This is a genomic window from Escherichia sp. WS338, assembly GCF_046486405.1.
GTDB lineage: Bacteria > Pseudomonadota > Gammaproteobacteria > Enterobacterales > Enterobacteriaceae > Escherichia > Escherichia coli.
Window position 1 is genome coordinate 65,797 of sequence record NZ_JBJQLL010000013.1, and the last position, 21,042, is coordinate 86,838.

Annotated in this window: 19 protein-coding genes and 1 pseudogene; 7 read left to right on the forward strand and 13 right to left on the reverse strand. The window is 50.7% G+C overall.

Features of this window, described 5'->3' with window-relative positions; genetic code table 11:
- Positions 1–47 precede the first annotated feature (47 nt).
- The 5 genes from cdh to cpxP all read right to left on the reverse strand — a co-directional run bounded on the left by cdh (position 48) and on the right by cpxP (position 4,913).
- Positions 48–803: a CDP-diacylglycerol diphosphatase gene (gene cdh, locus ACJHWT_RS13645; protein WP_000708998.1), complete on the reverse strand. Its 756-nt coding sequence runs from the start codon at positions 801–803 to the stop codon at positions 48–50.
- Between the two features lie 106 nt (positions 804–909).
- Complete coding sequence (gene sbp, locus ACJHWT_RS13650) at positions 910–1,899, reverse strand: sulfate/thiosulfate ABC transporter substrate-binding protein Sbp (RefSeq protein ID WP_001045701.1); 990 nt, start codon at positions 1,897–1,899, stop codon at positions 910–912.
- Positions 1,900–2,218: 319 nt separating this feature from the next.
- Positions 2,219–3,181, reverse strand: a complete 963-nt coding sequence (gene pfkA, locus ACJHWT_RS13655) for a 6-phosphofructokinase (protein WP_001318165.1) — start codon at positions 3,179–3,181, stop codon at positions 2,219–2,221.
- 180 nt (positions 3,182–3,361) lie between these two features.
- Positions 3,362–4,264 carry a CDF family cation-efflux transporter FieF gene (fieF, locus tag ACJHWT_RS13660; protein ID WP_001076742.1) on the reverse strand — a complete coding sequence of 301 codons (903 nt, stop codon included), beginning with the start codon at positions 4,262–4,264 and terminating at the stop codon, positions 3,362–3,364.
- Between the two features lie 148 nt (positions 4,265–4,412).
- Positions 4,413–4,913, reverse strand: coding sequence for a cell-envelope stress modulator CpxP (gene cpxP, locus ACJHWT_RS13665; RefSeq protein WP_001223800.1), 501 nt, complete (start codon positions 4,911–4,913; stop codon positions 4,413–4,415).
- A gap of 149 nt (positions 4,914–5,062) precedes the next feature.
- Here cpxP and cpxR point away from each other — a divergent pair, with 149 nt between their 5' ends.
- Positions 5,063–5,761 carry an envelope stress response regulator transcription factor CpxR gene (cpxR, locus tag ACJHWT_RS13670; protein ID WP_001033720.1) on the forward strand — a complete coding sequence of 233 codons (699 nt, stop codon included), beginning with the start codon at positions 5,063–5,065 and terminating at the stop codon, positions 5,759–5,761.
- Complete coding sequence (gene cpxA, locus ACJHWT_RS13675) at positions 5,758–7,131, forward strand: envelope stress sensor histidine kinase CpxA (protein ID WP_000580417.1); 1,374 nt, start codon at positions 5,758–5,760, stop codon at positions 7,129–7,131. Before cpxR ends, cpxA begins: the two co-directional genes overlap by 4 nt.
- 105 nt (positions 7,132–7,236) lie before the next feature.
- Here cpxA and yiiM read toward each other — a convergent pair whose 3' ends face one another.
- The 3 genes from yiiM to sodA form a co-directional block, all read right to left on the reverse strand.
- The gene (gene yiiM / locus ACJHWT_RS13680) at positions 7,237–7,911 is read right to left on the reverse strand and encodes a 6-hydroxyaminopurine reductase (protein ID WP_001270237.1); all 675 of its coding nucleotides are present in this window, start codon (positions 7,909–7,911) and stop codon (positions 7,237–7,239) included.
- Positions 7,912–8,059: 148 nt separating this feature from the next.
- Entirely contained in the window at positions 8,060–9,043 is a 984-nt protein-coding gene (gene kdgT, locus ACJHWT_RS13685; RefSeq protein ID WP_001166063.1) for a 2-keto-3-deoxygluconate transporter, read from the reverse strand.
- Between the two features lie 259 nt (positions 9,044–9,302).
- On the reverse strand, positions 9,303–9,923 hold the full coding sequence (gene sodA / locus ACJHWT_RS13690) for a superoxide dismutase [Mn] (protein ID WP_001318164.1): 621 nt from the start codon (positions 9,921–9,923) through the stop codon (positions 9,303–9,305).
- A gap of 285 nt (positions 9,924–10,208) precedes the next feature.
- Here sodA and rhaT point away from each other — a divergent pair, with 285 nt between their 5' ends.
- A complete protein-coding gene (gene rhaT / locus ACJHWT_RS13695; protein ID WP_000063508.1) occupies positions 10,209–11,243 on the forward strand; it encodes an L-rhamnose/proton symporter RhaT in 1,035 nt (344 codons plus the stop codon).
- On the opposite strand, the gene rhaR is transcribed toward rhaT, so the two are convergent.
- Together rhaR and rhaS are read right to left on the reverse strand one after the other, a co-directional pair.
- Positions 11,240–12,088, reverse strand: a complete 849-nt coding sequence (rhaR, locus tag ACJHWT_RS13700) for an HTH-type transcriptional activator RhaR (RefSeq protein ID WP_001346583.1) — start codon at positions 12,086–12,088, stop codon at positions 11,240–11,242. The genes rhaT and rhaR overlap by 4 nt on opposite strands.
- A 73-nt stretch (positions 12,089–12,161) precedes the next feature.
- Positions 12,162–12,998 carry an HTH-type transcriptional activator RhaS gene (gene rhaS, locus ACJHWT_RS13705; RefSeq protein WP_000217148.1) on the reverse strand — a complete coding sequence of 279 codons (837 nt, stop codon included), beginning with the start codon at positions 12,996–12,998 and terminating at the stop codon, positions 12,162–12,164.
- A 287-nt stretch (positions 12,999–13,285) separates the two neighbouring features.
- On the opposite strand from rhaS, the gene rhaB reads away from it, so the two are divergent.
- From rhaB to rhaM, 4 genes are all read left to right on the forward strand, one after another.
- Positions 13,286–14,755 carry a rhamnulokinase gene (rhaB, locus tag ACJHWT_RS13710; RefSeq protein ID WP_000144044.1) on the forward strand — a complete coding sequence of 490 codons (1,470 nt, stop codon included), beginning with the start codon at positions 13,286–13,288 and terminating at the stop codon, positions 14,753–14,755.
- Entirely contained in the window at positions 14,752–16,011 is a 1,260-nt protein-coding gene (gene rhaA, locus ACJHWT_RS13715; protein WP_001318162.1) for an L-rhamnose isomerase, read from the forward strand. The genes rhaB and rhaA overlap by 4 nt, the downstream gene beginning before the upstream one ends.
- Positions 16,012–16,471: 460 nt before the next feature.
- Positions 16,472–17,296, forward strand: coding sequence for a rhamnulose-1-phosphate aldolase (gene rhaD, locus ACJHWT_RS13720; RefSeq protein WP_001179750.1), 825 nt, complete (start codon positions 16,472–16,474; stop codon positions 17,294–17,296).
- Between the two features lie 9 nt (positions 17,297–17,305).
- A complete protein-coding gene (gene rhaM, locus ACJHWT_RS13725) occupies positions 17,306–17,620 on the forward strand; it encodes an L-rhamnose mutarotase (RefSeq protein WP_000619506.1) in 315 nt (104 codons plus the stop codon).
- A 40-nt stretch (positions 17,621–17,660) separates the two neighbouring features.
- On the opposite strand, the gene ACJHWT_RS13730 is transcribed toward rhaM, so the two are convergent.
- The 3 genes and pseudogenes from ACJHWT_RS13730 to fdhD form a co-directional block, all read right to left on the reverse strand.
- Positions 17,661–19,055 (reverse strand): carbohydrate porin, encoded by a 1,395-nt coding sequence (locus ACJHWT_RS13730; protein ID WP_000749944.1) that lies wholly within the window; start codon positions 19,053–19,055, stop codon positions 17,661–17,663.
- Between the two features lie 353 nt (positions 19,056–19,408).
- Positions 19,409–20,102 (reverse strand): annotated as a pseudogene (locus tag ACJHWT_RS13735) (YiiG family protein); the annotation flags it as partial.
- Positions 20,103–20,190: 88 nt separating this feature from the next.
- Positions 20,191–21,024, reverse strand: coding sequence for a formate dehydrogenase accessory sulfurtransferase FdhD (gene fdhD / locus ACJHWT_RS13740; protein ID WP_000753582.1), 834 nt, complete (start codon positions 21,022–21,024; stop codon positions 20,191–20,193).
- Positions 21,025–21,042: the final 18 nt, after the last annotated feature.

Sequence of the window (21,042 nt, forward strand, 5' to 3'; positions counted from 1 at the left end):
AGGTGCCGGATTTCATATCCGGCACTTACTTTCCTTAACTCCTCGCCTTAACGCAAAATCTCACACTGATGATCCTGGATTTCCTCGGCTGAAGCACGGTTAAGCGTCAGTAGATTTCGTTGTGTCGCCAGCAATACAAATGAGTTATCACTCTGCCGCACCATCGCCAGCCCGTAGCTTCCCATATGTTCCCGCGCCTCAGGCACTTCTTCTGCAAGCATCATAAATGGGCTGCGTTGTACCAGTTCGCTTTCCGTTACCCGACGCGCCAGGTATTCATGCCCGCGCAAACCACCTGGCAGTGGCAACCAGCGGCTGCTGATGTTCGCCAGATTGTTATCCAGCTGTTCGCGCACATCAGGACGAATACAAGAGATATGAATATGAAAATGGTTTTGCGTACGCCCGGTGCGAGAGTTGATCGCCAAAGAAACCGCGCGATCGGGAACCGGCTGGCCGTATTTTTTGCTCATAAAATCACGCGCCTGCCAGGCCAACCAAAAGAAGTTCGGCGTTGAAGGATCGGTCAACAAAGGACTTTCAGTACCGTTAATACGATACGTTGGCATCAACAGATATTGCAGTGGGCCATTAAGATCTTTTAAAACCACGTATCCGGCATTGGGTTTGACTTCCGCACATGGCGAAGGATTTTGATTTTGCTGCTGATTGGGCAAACATTCCTCAAGGACAATCTTACGTAATGTATCCGACTCTTCACCGGTTAATTTCCAGTAACCAATACCGGCAGCCACAACGGCGATAACTATCATCACCAAAAAAAGAAGACCCGCTTTTTTCATCTTTTTTTCCCTGTACCTCAAAGAGATGCAAGGGTAACGCAAAATCGTGACAAATAAAAAACCCGGTCGCGAGAAACCACCGGGTTTGATAATTATCCTGGAGAAATCAGCGTTTGCTAATCTGATCGAACGTACCGCCGTTAGCAAAATGCTCTTTTTGCGCTTTCGTCCAGCCGCCGAACTCTTCATCAATGGTGAATAACTTCAGCTTTGGAAACGCATTTTCGTACTTTTTCGCCACCTCAGCATCGCGCGGACGGTAGTAGTTTTTCGCGGCAATTTCCTGACCTTCTGGCGAGTAGAGATATTTCAGGTAGGCTTCCGCCACCTCTTTGGTGCCTTTTTTCTCGACCACTTTATCGACCACCGACACGGTTGGCTCTGCGAGGATAGACTCACTCGGCGTGACGATTTCGAATTTATCTTTCCCCAGCTCATTCGCTGCCAGCAGAGCTTCGTTTTCCCAGGCGATCAGTACATCGCCAATCCCGCGCTCGACAAAGGTATTAGTGGAGCCGCGCGCGCCAGAATCCAGAACTTCGACGTTTTTATACAGTGCCCGAACAAAATCCTGTGCTTTTGCCTGATCGTTATTGTTGTGATGCAGCGCGTAGCCCCAGGCTGCCAGGTAGTTCCAGCGCGCGCCACCAGAGCTTTTCGGATTAGGCGTGATCACCGAAACACCCGGTTTAATCAGATCGTTCCAGTCATGGATCTGCTTCGGATTGCCCTTACGCACCAGGAAAACAATGGTGGAAGTGTACGGTGCGGAGTTATCCGGCAGACGTTTGATCCACTCTTTATCAATCCGCCCGCGTTCCGCAATCGCGTCCACGTCATAGGCCAGAGCCAGCGTGACAACATCAGCTTCAATACCGTTGATTACCGACGTCGCTTGTTTGCCTGAACCACCGTGGGACTGACGGATCACCACGTTATCGCCAGTTTGCTGTTTCCAGTGGGCGCTGAATACCTTGTTGTACTGTTCGTACAATTCGCGCGTTGGATCATATGAAACGTTAAGAAGCTGAATATCCTTTGCCATAACGCTGGTTGCCGCCAGCAAAAATGTTAACCCTACGCCCCACTTGTTCATCGCCCGACTCTCTTATGTTGTGTTGTGATGAGCAAAGCGTGCCAGAAGGTTAACCAAACATTAAAGAATAAAAAAAGATTGGCTATAACTTGCGGGTATATGTTGGGGGATTAAAAAGGCGGAAGAAATCCGCCTCATATTGCTGACAAAGTGCGCTTTGTCCATGCCGGATGCGGCGCGAACGCCTTATCCGGCCTACAAAAGTTCGCAAATTCAATAAATTGCAGAATTCATGTAGGCCTGATAAGCGAAGCGCATCAGGCATTTTTGCTTCTGTCATCGGTTTCAGGCTAAAGGAATCTGCCTTTTTCCGAAATCATTAATACAGTTTTTTCGCGCAGTCCAGCCAGTCGCCTTTGAACGGACGCTTCATGTTTTCGATAGCGTCGATGATGTCGTGGTGAACCAGCTGTTCGTTCTGGATACCTACGCAACGACCACCGTAACCTGCCAGCAGCAGCTCGATAGCGTAAGCGCCCATACGGGAAGCCAGAATACGGTCGTAAGGCACCGGAGAACCACCGCGCTGGATGTGGCCCAGCACAGTTGCGCGGGTTTCACGACCGGTTTCTTTCTCGATGAAATGCGCCAGTTCGTCAACATCACACATATGTTCGGTAATCGCCACTATCGCGTGTTTTTTACCTTTCGCGATACCCGCTTTGATTTCGTTTACCAGGTCTTCACGGCTGAATTCAACTTCCGGAACCACAACGAATTCACAGCCACCGGCAATAGCCGCAGCCAACGTCAGATCGCCACAATAACGGCCCATCACTTCCACCACGGAAATACGCTGGTGAGAAGAAGAGGTGTCACGCAGACGGTCGATCGCTTCTACAACGGTGCTCAGCGCAGTGAAGAAACCGATGGTGTAGTCAGTGCCTTTGATGTCGTTGTCGATAGTGCCCGGCAGACCGATGCACGGGAAGCCCATTTCGGTCAGACGCATTGCACCCATGTAGGAACCGTCACCGCCGATAACCACCAGCGCGTCGATACCACGTTTTTTCAGGTTTTCGATAGCCACGGCGCGGATGTTCTCGTCGCGGAATTCCGGGAAACGCGCAGAACCGAGGAACGTACCACCACGGTTGATCATGTCAGAAACGCTGTAACGGTCTAGCTGTACCATACGGTCTTCATACAGACCCAGATAGCCGTCATAAATGCCCATTACTTCCAGACCTTCTGTCAGCGCAGAACGAACAACCCCGCGAATTGCGGCGTTCATGCCTGGCGCATCACCGCCGCTTGTCAACACACCGATTTTCTTAATCATGACTACCTCTGAACTTTGGAATGCAAAATGAAATCTGTTGCCGGAAGTCTTCTTGCACATCGAAGTGATCCAACGAATGTGCAAATAGTATAACAATCACTTCCTGCTGAATTGATTCAGGTCAGGCCAAATGGCGGTATTTTATACACAAAATGCGGGTCTGGCTCTCTTTTATACTGATTATGAAAGCATAGACCGTTTACCCTCCCTGGGTACGACGGAACAGGGGTCCTGATGGATAATCACATCCGATCCCGGAAAACGCCGTAAAATAGCCTGCTCTACCTGATCCGCCACCATATGTGCCTGAACCAAAGGCAGAGAGTCTTCCATTTCCAAATGAATCTGAATAAAGCGGGTCGGCCCTGACTGCCGCGTGCGAAGATCGTGAGCGCCGCTAACACCCGGCCAGGAAGTCACGATATCAATAATTTCTTGCCGTTCTTCATCAGGCAATGCGCGATCCAGTAATGACTGTACCGCCTCATATCCCATGCGTAACGCGCTATATAAAATATAGATGCCGATTCCCAATGCAAACAGAGCATCGGCGCGATGCCAGCCGTACCAGGACAACCCCAGCGCCAGCAGAATTGCACCGTTCATCATAACATCAGACTGGTAATGTAGCATATCAGCCCGCACCGCCTGGCTTTGCGTCCGGCGCACCACCCAACGCTGAAACGAGACAAGGATAATCGTACAAATTAGCGCCACAATTGTCACGATAACCCCGACGCCTGGATCTGTCATCGGTGTTGGAGATATCAGATGTTGAATACCCGTCAAAAACAGGAATAGTGCTGAACCGGAGATAAACATACTTTGCGCCAGCGCCGCGAGGGACTCAGCTTTACCGTGACCAAACGAGTGATTATCGTCGGCAGGTTGCAGGGAATATCGCACCACCAGTAAATTCGTCAACGACGCGCCGATATCCACCAGCGAATCCACCAGCGCGGCGAGAATACTCACCGACCCGGTATACCACCATGCAAAAATTTTAATCAGCAATAGCAGTGAAGCCATCGCCGTTGCAGCAATCGCCGCCCGACTGACCAGCCGTCCATAAGATTGATTCATAAATACTCCCGCTATCAACTGACGGTAGTATAACGGAAGCAAATCATCTGCAATGCATTAAGCAGTAGGCAAATTGAGGATAAAAAAAACCCCCACATCATGTGGGGGAAGACAGGGATGGTGTCTATGGCAAGGAAAACAGGGTTTACTACTGGGAACGTGAGTTGCTACTACTCAATAGCTTCAACGATGAACTTTTTTGCCATTGCGTCACGTCGCGCAACTGCTCCATTCGTTGTTGATGTTTCTCGTTTAAAACCGCTTGCTGCTCCGGCGTTAACAGGCGATACATTTGGTTGCGGACTTTTGCCATCTCAACCTGACGAGCAATTTGCTCATTCGCCATTTTTTCTGCCTGCGCGCGCACAGCGTTTTCATCAAAATTTTCTGCGGTGACAAGGCGATGCATTGTCTCCAGTTCGCTAACATTAACAGGAGGCTGTTCGTGCCGGGCCTGTTGCATAAGATCTCGCATCTGCTGACGCTGATGTTCGGTTAAACTTATGCCGTCGAACATATGGCTCTGCGTACTGCGCTGCGTAAGTTCTTCACCCGGATGCCAGTTATCGCCTGAACCGACTTCAGCAGCGTGGCTTAATGAACTGACTGCCAGCGTTGAGGCCATGACGGCAGCGGTAACTATGCGCATCATTTGCTCCCAAAATCTTTCTGTCGCGATTCAACGATAGAGAGTTTACGATTCAGGCTGCAAACATGCGTCAGGGGGTGTAAAACAACGTAAAGTCATGGATTAGCGACGTCTGATGACGTAATTTCTGCCTCGGAGGTATTTAAACAATGAATAAAATCCTGTTAGTTGATGATGACCGAGAGCTGACTTCCCTATTAAAGGAGCTGCTCGAGATGGAAGGCTTCAACGTGATTGTTGCCCACGATGGGGAACAGGCGCTTGATCTTCTGGACGACAGCATTGATTTACTTTTGCTTGATGTAATGATGCCGAAGAAAAATGGTATCGACACATTAAAAGCACTTCGCCAGACACACCAGACGCCTGTCATTATGTTGACGGCGCGCGGCAGTGAACTTGATCGCGTTCTCGGCCTTGAGCTGGGCGCAGATGACTATCTCCCGAAACCGTTTAATGATCGTGAGCTGGTGGCACGTATTCGCGCGATCCTGCGCCGTTCGCACTGGAGCGAACAACAGCAAAACAACGACAACGGTTCACCGACACTGGAAGTTGATGCCTTAAGTCTCAATCCTGGTCGCCAGGAAGCCACCTTCGACGGGCAAACACTGGAGTTAACCGGTACTGAGTTTACCCTGCTCTATTTGCTGGCACAGCATCTGGGTCAGGTGGTTTCCCGTGAGCATTTAAGCCAGGAAGTGCTGGGCAAGCGCCTGACGCCTTTCGACCGCGCTATCGATATGCATATTTCCAACCTGCGTCGTAAACTGCCGGATCGTAAGGATGGTCACCCGTGGTTTAAAACCCTGCGTGGTCGTGGCTATCTGATGGTTTCTGCTTCATGATAGGCAGCTTAACCGCGCGCATCTTCGCCATCTTCTGGCTGACGCTGGCGCTGGTGTTGATGTTGGTTTTGATGTTACCCAAGCTCGATTCACGCCAGATGACCGAGCTTCTGGATAGCGAACAGCGTCAGGGTCTGATGATTGAGCAGCATGTTGAAGCGGAGCTGGCGAACGATCCGCCCAACGATTTAATGTGGTGGCGGCGTCTGTTCCGGGCGATTGATAAGTGGGCACCGCCAGGACAGCGTTTGTTATTGGTGACCACCGAAGGCCGCGTGATCGGCGCTGAACGCAGCGAAATGCAGATCATTCGTAACTTTATTGGTCAGGCCGATAACGCCGATCATCCGCAGAAGAAAAAGTATGGCCGCGTGGAACTGGTCGGTCCGTTCTCCGTGCGTGATGGCGAAGATAATTACCAACTTTATCTGATTCGTCCGGCCAGCAGTTCTCAATCCGATTTCATCAACTTACTGTTTGACCGCCCGCTATTACTGCTGATTGTCACCATGCTGGTCAGTACGCCGCTGCTGTTGTGGTTGGCCTGGAGTCTGGCAAAACCGGCGCGTAAGCTGAAAAACGCTGCCGATGAAGTTGCCCAGGGAAACTTACGCCAGCACCCGGAACTGGAAGCGGGGCCACAGGAATTCCTTGCCGCCGGTGCCAGTTTTAACCAGATGGTCACCGCGCTGGAGCGCATGATGACCTCTCAGCAGCGTCTACTTTCTGATATCTCTCACGAACTGCGCACCCCGCTGACGCGTCTGCAACTGGGTACGGCGTTACTGCGCCGTCGTAGCGGTGAAAGCAAGGAACTGGAGCGTATTGAAACCGAAGCGCAACGTCTGGACAGCATGATCAACGATCTGTTGGTGATGTCACGTAATCAGCAGAAAAATGCGCTGGTTAGCGAGACCATCAAAGCCAACCAGTTGTGGAGTGAAGTGCTGGATAACGCGGCGTTCGAAGCCGAGCAAATGGGCAAGTCGTTGACGGTTAACTTCCCACCTGGGCCGTGGCCGCTGTACGGCAACCCGAACGCCCTGGAAAGTGCGCTGGAAAACATTGTTCGTAATGCTCTGCGTTATTCCCATACGAAGATTGAAGTGGGCTTTGCGGTAGATAAAGACGGTATCACCATTACGGTGGACGACGATGGTCCTGGCGTTAGCCCGGAAGATCGCGAACAGATTTTCCGTCCATTCTATCGGACCGATGAAGCACGCGATCGTGAATCTGGCGGTACAGGTTTGGGGCTGGCGATTGTAGAAACCGCCATTCAGCAGCATCGTGGCTGGGTGAAGGCAGAAGACAGCCCGCTGGGCGGTTTACGGCTGGTGATTTGGTTGCCGCTGTATAAGCGGAGTTAAACTCCGCATTTGTAGGCAGGATAAGGCGTTTACGCCGCATCCGGCATTTGAGCAGGATGCCTGATGCGACGCTGATAGCGTCTTATCAGGCCTACACTCCGGGGGTTATTTTCCCCACAATCGGCGGGAAAAATCTTCGATCTTGCCGCTAAGTCGGCGCTTTTGCATCGTTCGCGTCCAGCTTTTCGATAACCCTGCGGCGGAGAGTAAACGGTGATACTGATCGTCATCAAACGGCATATGCCATGCGATGGCGGCAGCCTCCTGCACGGTCACATCGCTGACACGGGAAACCAACTCCAGCGGCGCATCAGCAGATACCAACCCTGGTGCAATTACGCTATACAACCACCCCACTTTACCCGTGTTTTGCATCAACTGCGCTATATCGCTGATATCAAAATGGTAATTGAGTTTATAGCAAGGTGAGCGTGGCTGGCTGACCTGAATTAATGCCTCTCCCCAGCGGAAAATATCACCAATATAAACATTACTTTCCGTCAGACCGTCGGTTGAGAGATTTTCGCCAAACGCAGGCGCAACAAACAGCTCCGCCTGTTCCGGAAATTCCCGCGCCCAGTAGAGATAATGCTCACGAGGATAATGACACAGCGCTCTGTCTGGCCCGCCGTGGATCTTTTTCTCCGCCTGTTCGTCACCTTCCAGCCCCAGGTCCGTCAGCATCAACTCACCATCAACCTGGATTTTGGCAATTGCGCTGGGTTTGCCTTCGGGATAAGCCTGAATCTTGCCTGTGTATACATCAACCGGATATCGCATCTGTTCCCTCTCCACGAGAAATTTCCCCATTAGACCATATTTATTTTATGTCAGGCGTGCTGTTTTCGCGGTAAGTATCCAGGCAGAAACGCAATTGAAAACCGGACGAACGTTAGTTCATCCGGCTGTGGGGATTAAGGAAGTTGGTTTATTTCACCGTACCTAAAATTTCGATTTTCGCCGCTCTGGCTTTGACTTTACGTGACCAGATAGAGGTAAGAATTGGCACCAGAATCGAAGTCACAATGACCGCCGTCGCGACCAGCGAAGTTGCTGCCGGAGCCATAGGTTTAAACGCAGGCACCATTTCTGCAATCAGCACAGGTGTCGCTACCGCGGCCCCTGCGGAACTGGAAGCGGCAATTCCGGCAGTGCCATCGCCACCGCCAATCAATTTATCGGCGATAATCAACGGAATACCGGTCACGATAATTACTGCCACACCCAACAGGATCCCCAGCAAACCTGTCTGGGCAATTACAGTCAAATCAATGGTATTGCCCAGTGCGAAGGCAAAGAATGGAATAAGCGTCTGCACCGCTTTGCTGAAAAATTCTCGTAACTCAGGGTCAAGGTTCCCCAGGGCAAAGCCCACCAGGAACGGCAATACTGCGCCGACGAAAACATGCGGTTCAAACGAGGCAATCCCGGCAGTGCCCAGAATAATCATCGTCATGAGCGGCCCGGACTCCAACGACATCAACACAAATGCCCCAGCTTCTTCTTTTGTGCCGTACTGCTGCATGATGGAAGCGTAAAGTCCGCCGTTGGTCATATCCATCGCCGCCACCAGCGCCAGCGTTGAAAGTCCGGCAAAGAATCCAACTTCAACACCATGTTCCGGAATAATGCGCGAGGCAATTGCCGCAACCACCCACGCGACGGCAATTTTTGTTACCACCAGCGTACCGGATTTACGCAATACCGTTCCCGTCGCGCTTAATTTTATTGACGCCCCCATGCAAAAAAACCACACCGCCAGAATGGGCACCGTACCGGTAATCATCCCGTTGGTGAATGATCCAAAATATTTCCCCGCCCCCGGCGAGAAGGTGTGGCACAGTGCGCCAAGGAATAGCGGGACGAGCATCATCCCCCCCGGGATTTTCTCAATCGAGCGTTTTATCTGCATTTCCATCACCTGTCGGCATATTTTTAAGGGCTGATGCGTCATTCCTCAACGGAGCATCAGTGTTGATGGAAACGAAGATAGACATTCATTTGATCAATAAAAGTGATCAAAACCACATCAATTGAAACGCTGTTTTATTTTTATCGGATCATTGTTTTTATTTTGAAATTGATCACAAAAAAACCACCGCCGTTGGCGATGGTTCATTTTTTAAGCTGCAATGCGGCGTAAACGCCTCATTGCAGCAGGCATCAAATGATTATTTTTTCGCCGCGAAACGTGCCGCTGCTTCGTCCCAGTTCACCACGTTCCAGAACTCTTTAATGTAGTCCGGACGGCGGTTCTGGAATTTCAGGTAGTAAGCATGTTCCCACACATCCAGGCCCACAATCGGGAAGCCGGAAGCGCCAGAAATAGCTTCACCCATCAGCGGGGAGTCCTGGTTAGCAGTAGAAACCACCGCCAGTTTATCGCCTTTCAGCACCAGCCATGCCCAGCCGGAACCAAAGCGGGAAGCTGCCGCTTTTTCAAATTCTGCTTTGAAATTATCAACGGAACCGAAATCACGTTCGATAGCCGCTTTCAGGTCGCCCTGCAGGGTGGTGCCTTTTTTCAGACCTTTCCAGAACAGACTGTGGTTAGCGTGACCACCAGCGTTATTGCGCAGTACGGTTTTCTTGTCTGCTGGCAGCTGGTCCAGTTTGGTGATCAGCTCTTCAACCGGCAGGTTGGCAAATTCTGGCAGGTTTTCCAGCGCCGCGTTGGCGTTGTTGACGTAAGTCTGATGGTGTTTGGTGTGGTGGATTTCCATGGTCTGCTTATCGAAGTGCGGTTCCAGGGCATCGTAAGCATACGGCAGGGATGGCAGGGTATAACTCATATTCATCTCCAGTGTTGTCGGGCGGCCGATTGTTAATGCCGCGTAAGCAGTTGGTTCATTATAGTTAATTAAATGATATTGAAAATGATTATCAATGCCGTACTTTTCATAAGGGTATGGTTTTGCAGGAAAATGCCCAAGATGTGAAGCAAATCACCCACTTAATGCCGTGATTGCCAGTAAATCGGCAGCGGCGGCAACAGGCGAAAGGTTAATCGACAGCTCAATTTTTACACTCATCTCGTCGGAGATGTGACGCGACGAAAAAATGATGAGGATAAGAAGATGAGTAACGCGATTACGATGGGGATATTTTGGCATTTGATCGGCGCGGCCAGTGCAGCCTGTTTTTACGCTCCGTTCAAAAAAGTAAAAAAATGGTCATGGGAAACCATGTGGTCAGTCGGTGGGATTGTTTCGTGGATTATCCTGCCGTGGGCCATCAGCGCCCTGTTACTACCGAATTTCTGGGCGTATTACAGCTCGTTTAGTCTCTCTACGCTGCTGCCTGTTTTTCTGTTCGGCGCTATGTGGGGGATCGGTAATATCAACTACGGCCTGACCATGCGTTATCTCGGCATGTCGATGGGAATTGGCATCGCCATTGGCATTACGTTGATTGTCGGTACGCTGATGACGCCAATTATCAACGGCAATTTCGATGTGCTGATTAATACCGAAGGCGGACGCATGACGTTGCTCGGCGTTCTGGTGGCGCTGATTGGCGTAGGGATTGTAACTCGCGCCGGGCAGTTGAAAGAGCGCAAGATGGGCATTAAAGCCGAAGAGTTCAACCTGAAAAAAGGGCTGGTGCTGGCGGTGATGTGCGGCATTTTCTCTGCCGGGATGTCCTTTGCGATGAACGCCGCAAAACCGATGCATGAAGCCGCTGCTGCACTGGGCGTCGATCCACTGTATGTCGCTCTGCCAAGCTATGTTGTCATCATGGGCGGCGGCGCGATCATTAACCTCGGTTTCTGCTTCATTCGTCTGGCAAAAGTGAAGGATTTGTCGCTAAAAGCCGACTTCTCGCTGGCAAAACCGCTGATCATTCACAATGTGTTACTCTCAGCACTGGGCGGGTTGATGTGGTATCTGCAATTCTTTTTCTATGCCTGGGGCCACGCGCGTATTCCGGCGCAGTATGACTACATCAGTTGGATGCTGCATATGAGCTTCTATGTATTGTGCGGCGGTATCGTCGGGTTGGTGCTGAAAGAGTGGAACAATGCAGGTCGCCGTCCGGTAACGGTGTTGAGCCTCGGTTGTGTGGTGATTATTGTCGCCGCCAACATCGTCGGCATGGGCATGGCGAATTAATCTTTCTGCGAATTGAGATGACGCCACTGGCTGGGCGTCATCCCGGTTTCCCGGGTAAACACTACCGAAAAATAGTTACTATCTTCAAAGCCACATTCGGTTGAAATATCACTGATTAACAGGCGGCTATGCTGGAGAAGATATTGCGCATGACACACTCTGACCTGCCGCAGATATTGATTGATGGTCATTCCAGTCTGCTGGCGAAATTGCTGACGCAAAACGCGCTCACTGCACGATGCCTCATCACAAAATTTATCCAGCGCAAAGGGACTTTTCAGGCTGGCCGCCAGCCGGGTAATCAGCTTATCCAGCAACGTTTCGCTGGATGTTGGCGGCAACGAATCACTGGTGTAACGATGGCGATTCAGCAACATCACCAACTGCCCGAACAGCAACTCTGCCATTTCGTTAGCAAACGGCACATGCTGACTACTTTCATGCTCAAGCTGACCGATAATCTGCCGCGCCTGCGCCATCCCCACGCTACCTAAGCGCCAGTGTGGTTGCCCTGCGCTGGCACTAAATCCCGGAATCGCCCCCTGCCAGTCAAGATTCAGCTTCAGCCGCTCCGGGCAATAAATAATATTCTGCAAAACCAGATCGTTAACGGAAGCGTAGGAGTGTTTATCGTCAGCATGAATGTAAAAGAGATCGCCACGGGTAATGCGATAAGGGCGATCGTTGAGTACATGCAGACCATTACCGCGCCAGACAATTACCAGCTCACAAAAATCATGTGTATGTTCAGCAAAGACATCTTGCGGATAACGGTCAGCCACAGCGACTGCCTGCTGGTCGCTGGCAAAAAAATCATCTTTGAGAAGTTTTAACTGATGCGCCACCGTGGCTACCTCGGCCAGAGAACGAAGTTGATTATTCGCAATATGGCGTACAAATACGTTGAGTAGATTCGCGTTATTGCAGAAAGCCATCCCGTCCCTGGCGAATATCACGCGGTGACCAGTTAAACTCTCGGCGAAAAAGCGTCGAAAAGTGGTTACTGTCGCTGAATCCGCAGCGATAGGCGATGTCAGTAACGCTGGCCTCGCTGTGGCGTAGCAGATGTCGGGCTTTCATCAGTCGCAGGCGGTTCAGGTAACGCTGAGGCGTCAGTCCCGTTTGCTGCTTAAGCTGCCGATGTAGCGTACGCAGCGAAAGAGAAAATAGATCCGCCACGGCATCCCAATTCACCTCATCGGCAAAATGGTCCTCCAGCCAGGCCAGAAGCAAGTTGAGACGTGACGCGCTGTTTTCCAGGTTCTCCTGCAAACTGCTTTTACGCAGCAAGAGCAGTAATTGCATAAATAAGATCTCGCGACTGGCGGTCGAGGGTAAATCATTTTCCTCTTCCTGCTGTTCCATCTGTGCAACCAGCTGTCGCACCTGCTGCAACACGCTGTGGTTAACGCGCCAGTGAGACGGATACTGCCCATCCTGCTCTTGTGGCAGCAACTGATTCAGCCCGGCGAGAAACTGAAATCGATCCGGCGAGCGATACAGCACATTGGTCAGACACAGATTATCGGTATGTTCATACAGATGCCGATCATGATCGCGTACGAAACAGACCGTGCCACCGGTGATGGTATAGGGCTGCCCATTAAACACATGAATACCCGTGCCATGTTCGACAATCACAATTTCATGAAAATCATGATGATGTTCAGGAAAATCCGCCTGCGGGAGCCGGGGTTCTATCGCCACGGACGCGTTACCAGACGGAAAAAAATCCACACTATGTAATACGGTCATACTGGCCTCCTGATGTCGTCAACACGGCGAAATAGTAATCACGAGGTCAGGTTCTTACCTTAAATTTTCGACGGAAAACCACGTAAAAAACGTCGATTTTTCAAGATACAGCGTGAATTTTCAGGAAATGCGGTGAGCATCACACCACCACAATTCAGCGAATTGTGAACATCATCACGTTCATCTTTCCCTGGTTGCCAATGACCCATTTTCCTGTCAGTAACGAGAAGGTCGCGAATTCAGGCGCTTTTTAGACTGGTCGTAATGAAATTCAGCAGGATCACATTATGACCTTTCGCAATTGTGTCGCCGTCGATCTCGGCGCATCCAGTGGGCGCGTGATGCTGGCGCGTTACGAGCGTGAATGCCGCAGCCTGACGCTGCGCGAAATCCATCGTTTTAAAAATGGGCTGCATAGCCAGAACGGTTATGTCACCTGGGATGTGGATAGCCTGGAAAGTGCCATTCGCCTTGGGCTAAACAAGGTGTGCGAGGAAGGGATTCGTATCGATAGCATTGGGATTGATACCTGGGGCGTGGACTTTGTGCTGCTCGACCAACAGGGTCAGCGCGTGGGCCTGCCCGTTGCTTATCGCGATAGCCGCACCAATGGCCTGATGGCGCAGGCACAACAACAACTCGGCAAACGCAATATTTATCAACGTAGCGGCATCCAGTTTCTGCCCTTCAATACGCTTTATCAGTTGCATGCACTGACAGAGCAACAACCTGAACTTATTCCACACATTGCTCACGCTCTGCTGATGGCGGATTACTTTAGTTATCGCCTGACCGGCGAGATGAACTGGGAGTACACCAACGCCACGACCACGCAACTGGTCAATATCAATAGCGACGACTGGGACGAGTCGCTACTGGCGTGGAGCGGTGCCAACAAAGCCTGGTTTGGTCGCCCGACGCATCCGGGTAATGTCATAGGTCACTGGATTTGCCCGCAGGGTAATGAGATTCCGGTGGTCGCCGTTGCCAGCCATGATACCGCCAGCGCGGTTATCGCCTCGCCGTTAAACGGTTCACACGCCGCTTATCTCTCTTCGGGCACCTGGTCATTGATGGGCTTCGAAAGCCAGACGCCATTTACCAATGACACGGCGCTGGCCGCCAATATCACCAATGAAGGTGGGGCGGAAGGTCGCTATCGGGTGCTGAAAAATATTATGGGCTTATGGCTGCTTCAGCGGGTGCTTCAGGAGCGGCAAATCAACGATCTCCCGGCGCTTATCGCCGCGACACAGGCACTGCCGGCTTGCCGCTTCATCATCAATCCCAATGACGATCGCTTTATTAATCCTGACGAGATGTGCAGCGAAATTCAGGCTGCGTGTCGGGAAACGGCGCAACCGATCCCGGAAAGTGATGCTGAACTGGCGCGCTGTATTTTCGACAGTCTGGCGCTGCTGTATGCCGATGTGTTGCATGAACTGGCGCAGCTACGCGGCGAAGATTTCTCGCAACTGCATATTGTCGGCGGCGGCTGCCAGAACGCGCTGCTCAACCAGTTATGTGCCGATGCCTGCGGTATTCGGGTGATCGCCGGGCCAGTTGAAGCCTCGACGCTCGGCAATATCGGCATCCAGTTAATGACGCTGGATGAACTCAACAATGTGGATGATTTCCGTCAGGTCGTCAGCACCACCGCGAATCTGACCACCTTTACCCCTAATCCTGACAGTGAAATTGCCCACTATGTGGCGCAGATTCACTCTACACGACAGACAAAGGAGCTTTGCGCATGACCACTCAACTGGAACAGGCCTGGGAGCTGGCGAAACAGCGTTTCGCAGCGGTAGGGATTGATGTCGAGGAGGCGCTGCGCCAACTTGATCGTTTACCCGTGTCAATGCATTGCTGGCAGGGCGATGATGTTTCCGGTTTTGAAAACCCGGAAGGTTCGCTGACCGGGGGGATTCAGGCTACTGGCAATTATCCGGGCAAAGCGCGTAATGCCAGCGAGCTACGTGCCGATCTGGAACAAGCTATGCGGCTGATTCCGGGTCCGAAACGGCTTAATTTACATGCCATCTATCTGGAATCCGATACGCCAGTCTCGCGCGACCAAATCAAACCAGAGCACTTCAAAAACTGGGTTGAATGGGCGAAATCCAATCAGCTCGGTCTGGATTTTAACCCCTCCTGTTTTTCGCATCCGCTAAGCGCCGATGGCTTTACGCTTTCCCATGCCGACGACAGCATTCGCCAGTTCTGGATTGATCACTGCAAGGCCAGCCGCCGCGTTTCGGCCTATTTTGGCGAGCAACTTGGCACGCCATCGGTGATGAACATCTGGATCCCGGATGGCATGAAAGATATCACCGTTGACCGTCTCGCTCCGCGCCAGCGTTTGCTGGCAGCACTGGATGAGGTGATCAGCGAGAAGCTGGATCCGGCGCACCATATCGACGCCGTTGAGAGCAAATTGTTTGGCATTGGCGCGGAGAGCTACACGGTTGGCTCCAATGAGTTTTACCTGGGGTATGCCACCAGCCGCCAGACGGCGCTGTGCCTGGACGCCGGGCATTTCCACCCGACTGAAGTGATTTCCGACAAGATTTCCGCCGCCATGCTGTATGTGCCGCAGTTGCTGCTGCACGTCAGCCGTCCGGTTCGCTGGGACAGCGATCACGTAGTGCTGCTGGATGATGAAACCCAGGCGATTGCCAGTGAGATTGTTCGTCACGATCTGTTCGACCGGGTGCATATCGGCCTCGACTTCTTCGATGCCTCTATCAACCGCATTGCCGCGTGGGTCATTGGTACACGCAATATGAAAAAAGCCCTGCTACGTGCGTTACTGGAACCTACCGCTGAACTACGCAAGCTGGAATCGGCGGGCGATTACACTGCGCGTCTGGCGCTACTGGAAGAGCAGAAATCGTTGCCGTGGCAGGCGGTATGGGAAATGTATTGTCAGCGTCACGATACGCCAGCGGGTAGCGAATGGCTGGAGAACGTGCGGGCTTATGAGAAAGAAATTTTGAGTCGCCGCGGGTAAACACTGCCTGATGCGGCGCAAGCGCCTTATCCGGCCTACGGGTCGGCAATAGTTGTAGGCCTGATAAGACGCGACAGCGTCGCATCAGGCATTGATTGCCGGATGCGGCACAAGTGCCTTATCCGGCCTACGGGTCGGCAATAGTTGTAGGCCTGATAAGACGCGACAGCGTCGCATCAGGCATTGATTGCCGGATGCGGCACGAGTGCCTTATCCGGCCTACGGGTCGGCAATAGTTGTAGGCCTGATAAGACGCGACAGCGTCGCATCAGGCATTGATTGCCGGATGCGGCACGAGTGCCTTATCCGGCCTACGGGTCGGCAATAGTTGTAGGCCTGATAAGACGCGACAGCGTCGCATCAGGCATTGATTGCCGGATGCGGCACGAGTGCCTTATCCGGCCTACAGATCGTATATCCGGCAACAGGCACGGACGTCCAATTAACAGGAACACAGAACATGCAAAACATAACCCAGTCCTGGTTTGTCCAGGGAATGATCAAAGCCACCACCGATGCCTGGCTGAAAGGCTGGGACGAGCGCAACGGCGGCAACCTGACGCTGCGCCTGGATGACGCCGATATCGCACCATATCACGACAATTTTCACCAACAACCGCGCTATATCCCGCTCAGCCAGCCCATGCCTTTACTGGCAAATACACCGTTTATTGTCACCGGCTCGGGCAAATTCTTCCGTAACGTCCAGCTTGATCCTGCGGCTAACTTAGGCGTCGTAAAAGTCGACAGCGACGGCGCGGGCTACCACATTCTCTGGGGGCTAACTCACGAAGCCGTTCCAACCACTGAACTCCCGGCGCACTTCCTCTCCCACTGCGAACGCATTAAAGCCACCAACGGTAAAGATCGGGTGATCATGCACTGCCATGCCACCAACCTGATCGCCCTTACCTACGTACTGGAAAACGACACCGCGGTCTTCACTCGCCAACTGTGGGAAGGCAGCACCGAATGTCTGGTAGTGTTCCCGGATGGCGTCGGCATTTTGCCGTGGATGGTGCCCGGCACCGACGAAATCGGCCAGGCGACCGCACAGGAAATGCAAAAACATTCGCTGGTGTTGTGGCCCTTCCACGGCGTCTTCGGCAGCGGTCCGACACTGGATGAAACATTCGGTTTAATCGACACCGCAGAAAAATCAGCACAAGTATTAGTGAAGGTTTATTCGATGGGCGGCATGAAACAGACCATCAGTCGTGAAGAGCTGATAGCGCTCGGCCAGCGTTTCGGCGTTACACCACTCGCCAGTGCGCTGGCGCTGTAAGGAGCAAACATGATCCGCAAAGCCTTTGTCATGCAGGTTAACCCCGACGCCCACGAAGAGTATCAGCGTCGTCATAATCCAATCTGGCCGGAACTGGAAGCAGTGTTGAAATCTCACGGTGCGCATAACTACGCCATTTACCTCGACAAAGCGCGTAATCTGCTGTTTGCCACGGTAGAGATTGAATCTGAAGAACGGTGGAATGCGGTAGCCAGTACTGATGTTTGCCAACGTTGGTGGAAATATATGACCGACGTTATGCCAACTAACCCGGATAACAGCCCAGTCAGTAGCGAGCTGCAAGAAGTGTTTTACCTGCCTTAATGAGTTGCGGTGCCGGAAAATATCCAGCACCGCGCCTTCATCAGAAGAAGTATTTAAAGCGAACGCGTGCCCCGTAACGGTCATCAGTATCATCACCGTGTTTTTTATCACCGTCGCTATCCAGAATGGAGTAATACGTCCCGAGGTAAATATTAAAGTTCTCCATATCCATCACATTAGCGAACTGATAAGACGCATGAATGGTGTGAATGGTGTACGTCCCTTCATCATCAATCCAGCAGTCGTTATCACAAACTACACCGCTGAATTCATCAATCTTATTGTGCGCGTAGATATAACCGAGCTCGAAACGTTTCCACAGCGCGTTAATCCCGGCAGTGAAATCTTTCTCATTATTAGCATCTAAATAGGCGGTATTAAGATTAACTACGACGCCATTTTCCGGATCCGTTTTCAGGCCATTCCAGGTCATGCTCATACCATAGCCGGTACGATCGGACTGATCGACAAAATTACCCTTGCTATCGGTATAACCATAAGCATTATTTACTACGTTCGCTTCCATCGCTGCGGAAACGGTGAATTCTTCCGTCGGCGACCAGGCAATTACTGGACGCAGATAAGCAACATTTTTCTGCTGCTCCATATCGCGTCCATGATAATTACCGTCATTATATAAAGATGTTCCGTCTTCAAGTAACGTGTTTAATTCAAAATACCAGTTATCAAGTTGTTTGCTGACGAGGAAATTACCGCCAGCGTTAGAGCGCCCGCGGCCCTCTTTCATCATATAGATATAACCGCTGCCATCGTCATAAAGATCGTTCGCAGTATTACCGGAATGTTCAACAAAGGTATCCTGATTCAGCGGGAACATATCGTAGGCTTCAAAACGACCTACTTTGACCTTCCAGTCGTTTTCTTTGCCAAAGAAGAATACCGCATCATCGATATTTACTGAACCGTGCATGTCCCCCAGCGGTTGTGCGGAGAACCCGGCGAAATAACCATTATCCAGTTTTCGCATACCATCAAAACCTAACAGAATACGACCATTGAGATTCCACTGTTCATTAGTGGGATCGCTATTCACATCAGCGTTGGTCATTGCCAGCAGGCCATGATTACTTTCCGCATCCATATTAAATTCTACGTCGCCGTAGATTTTTAAATCGCCATAACCTGAGAGCAAAAGATTAGGTGAGGTGGAATTTTTCTTTGCAGATTCCGCCGTTGCCTGTCCATTTACCGGCGTATTGCCCTGGGCAGCCTTAATTTCGCGGATCTCAGCGGCTTGTTGTGTCTGCAGCTGTTTAACCTGGCTCTCTGCTTTTGCTGCCCGCATTTCTGCCGCTTCCAGGCGTTCTTCCAGCAATGCCATGCGTTGTTCCAGCGTTAAATGCTGTGTTTTTGCCATTCCGGTACTACATGCCAATAATAAACCGATGGCTAAAGATAATGTCGATTTTTTCATTATTTACGTTCCCTGAAATAAAAGAGACCCTACGCTTTCCAAAAGGAATACGTATATAGAGAAATATAAGGTGTGCACTTTCGAATTTTTAATCCAACTTCAGCAGGCCGATGGATAGTATCCCGCCATATAATATGAGTAAATCCGCTGATTTCCTGGAACGTGAGGAATATAACAATAGTGCCGTTTTTAACTAAATATCGTAAAAAATATTAGATATGATTCACGCTGACTCATAAGCCACAAATATAAATAACGCTTAAACAAATTATCTGAGACATTTAAACATTCACAAAATCATTAAATAATGATACTTTATTCACAAAATTTATCCTTCACTCTGCTTTATATTGTCACGACTTCGTGACATATCCGCGCTCATCACAAACCCGCTCCGCGATTACAATTGACTGAAATATTTCATCGACCATTTCGTTGTACTCGCATAATGCTCTCGGGAAATGAGTCTTCGGCCATCCAGCTTGAGTTTGCGTCCTGAAGTTGCTCTTTATCCCAGTCAGAGTACGGGACTTTATCTCTGATGCGGCGAACGTATTTTTTAGCCTCGAGTTGATACTGGCCTGCCGAATTAATAAACGAGAAATTCATGCCGCTTTTATCCGCTTCTTTGGCCTGCGCCACCAGCGTTTCCAGTTCAGACACTTTCTTCATTGCCGCTTCTGCATCAAACTTATCTTGCGATATCAGGTTATTAATTTGTTTCGCTGAAATCATGACTGCCAGAGAGTAGTAGTAGTGGAATGTTTTCCCTTCTCTTTCTTCAATATTTTTCAATTCCGTAAGCTGGCGCTTGTCATTAATTTCCTGAATCGCCGCAAGATAAGATTCTGCTACAGGTTCAAAGGCTTCCAGATTTTTTAAGAATGTCTGGTGCAGCGTTTTCCCTTTCGCAAACGCATCGTCTTTATAATTTTCCTGGATGTAATATTTATCCATTTCGTTAATGGTATTACCCAACGCTACGGCAGCATCAATATAACTCACCGCCACGCCATCAATAGGTTGCAACGCAGGCGTTAACGCCACTACACGCGTTTTGTTTATAAATAAAATAATAAAATTCACGAAATGAATAAGTCCTGCAATTTAATATATATCGCAGGACTTATTTTAATTAATTGCTCAAACGCTGCGGATGGGTATAAACCGTTGCCCGACCCGGCTTACAAAAGCCCACCAGCGTCAAATTACAGCGTTCAGCCACTTCTACAGCAAGTGTGGTCGCGGCAGACACCGCAAACAAAATCTCTACGCCACACATCGCTGACTTTTGCACCATTTCATAACTGGCACGGCTGGAAACCAGCACCGCACCTTGCTGCCAGCTTTCCCCTTCTTGTGACCGGCGGCCTAACAGTTTGTCCAGCGCCACATGGCGACCCACGTCTTCATGCCCGCCGACCAGTTCGCCAGATGGCAACATCCAGGCGGCGGCGTGAGTACAACCGGTCAGTTGCCCCACTGGCTGAAAATCATTGAGATGACGTAATGCATCATCCAGTTTGTTGAGATCAAACGTCTGGGTGAACGGTAGCGGCTGCACCGGTTTTCCGATGTCATTAAGTTGCTCCACGCCGCACACGCCACATCCCGTACGTCCCGCCAGTGCCCGGCGACGCTCCTTCAACCCCATAAAGCGGCGACTGGAAAGCTCAATTTGTACTTCAAGACCATTACAGGAAGGAACGACATCCATGCCGAAGATATCGCGCGGACTTTCGATAATCCCCTCTGAAAGCGAAAAACCGAGCGCAAAGTACTCAAGGTCTTTGGGCGACGCCATCATCACCACATGCGAAATACCGTTGTAGACCAGCGCAACGGGAACTTCTTCCGCCACCTCATCTAACCGTGGGTGTTGTAAATCATCATGCCGCCATAACTCAATTTGACGAACACCTGTGATATTTGTCACATTTTCGATTTCTTTTTGCTGTGTTTTTTTCACTTTCTCTTAACCAGATAA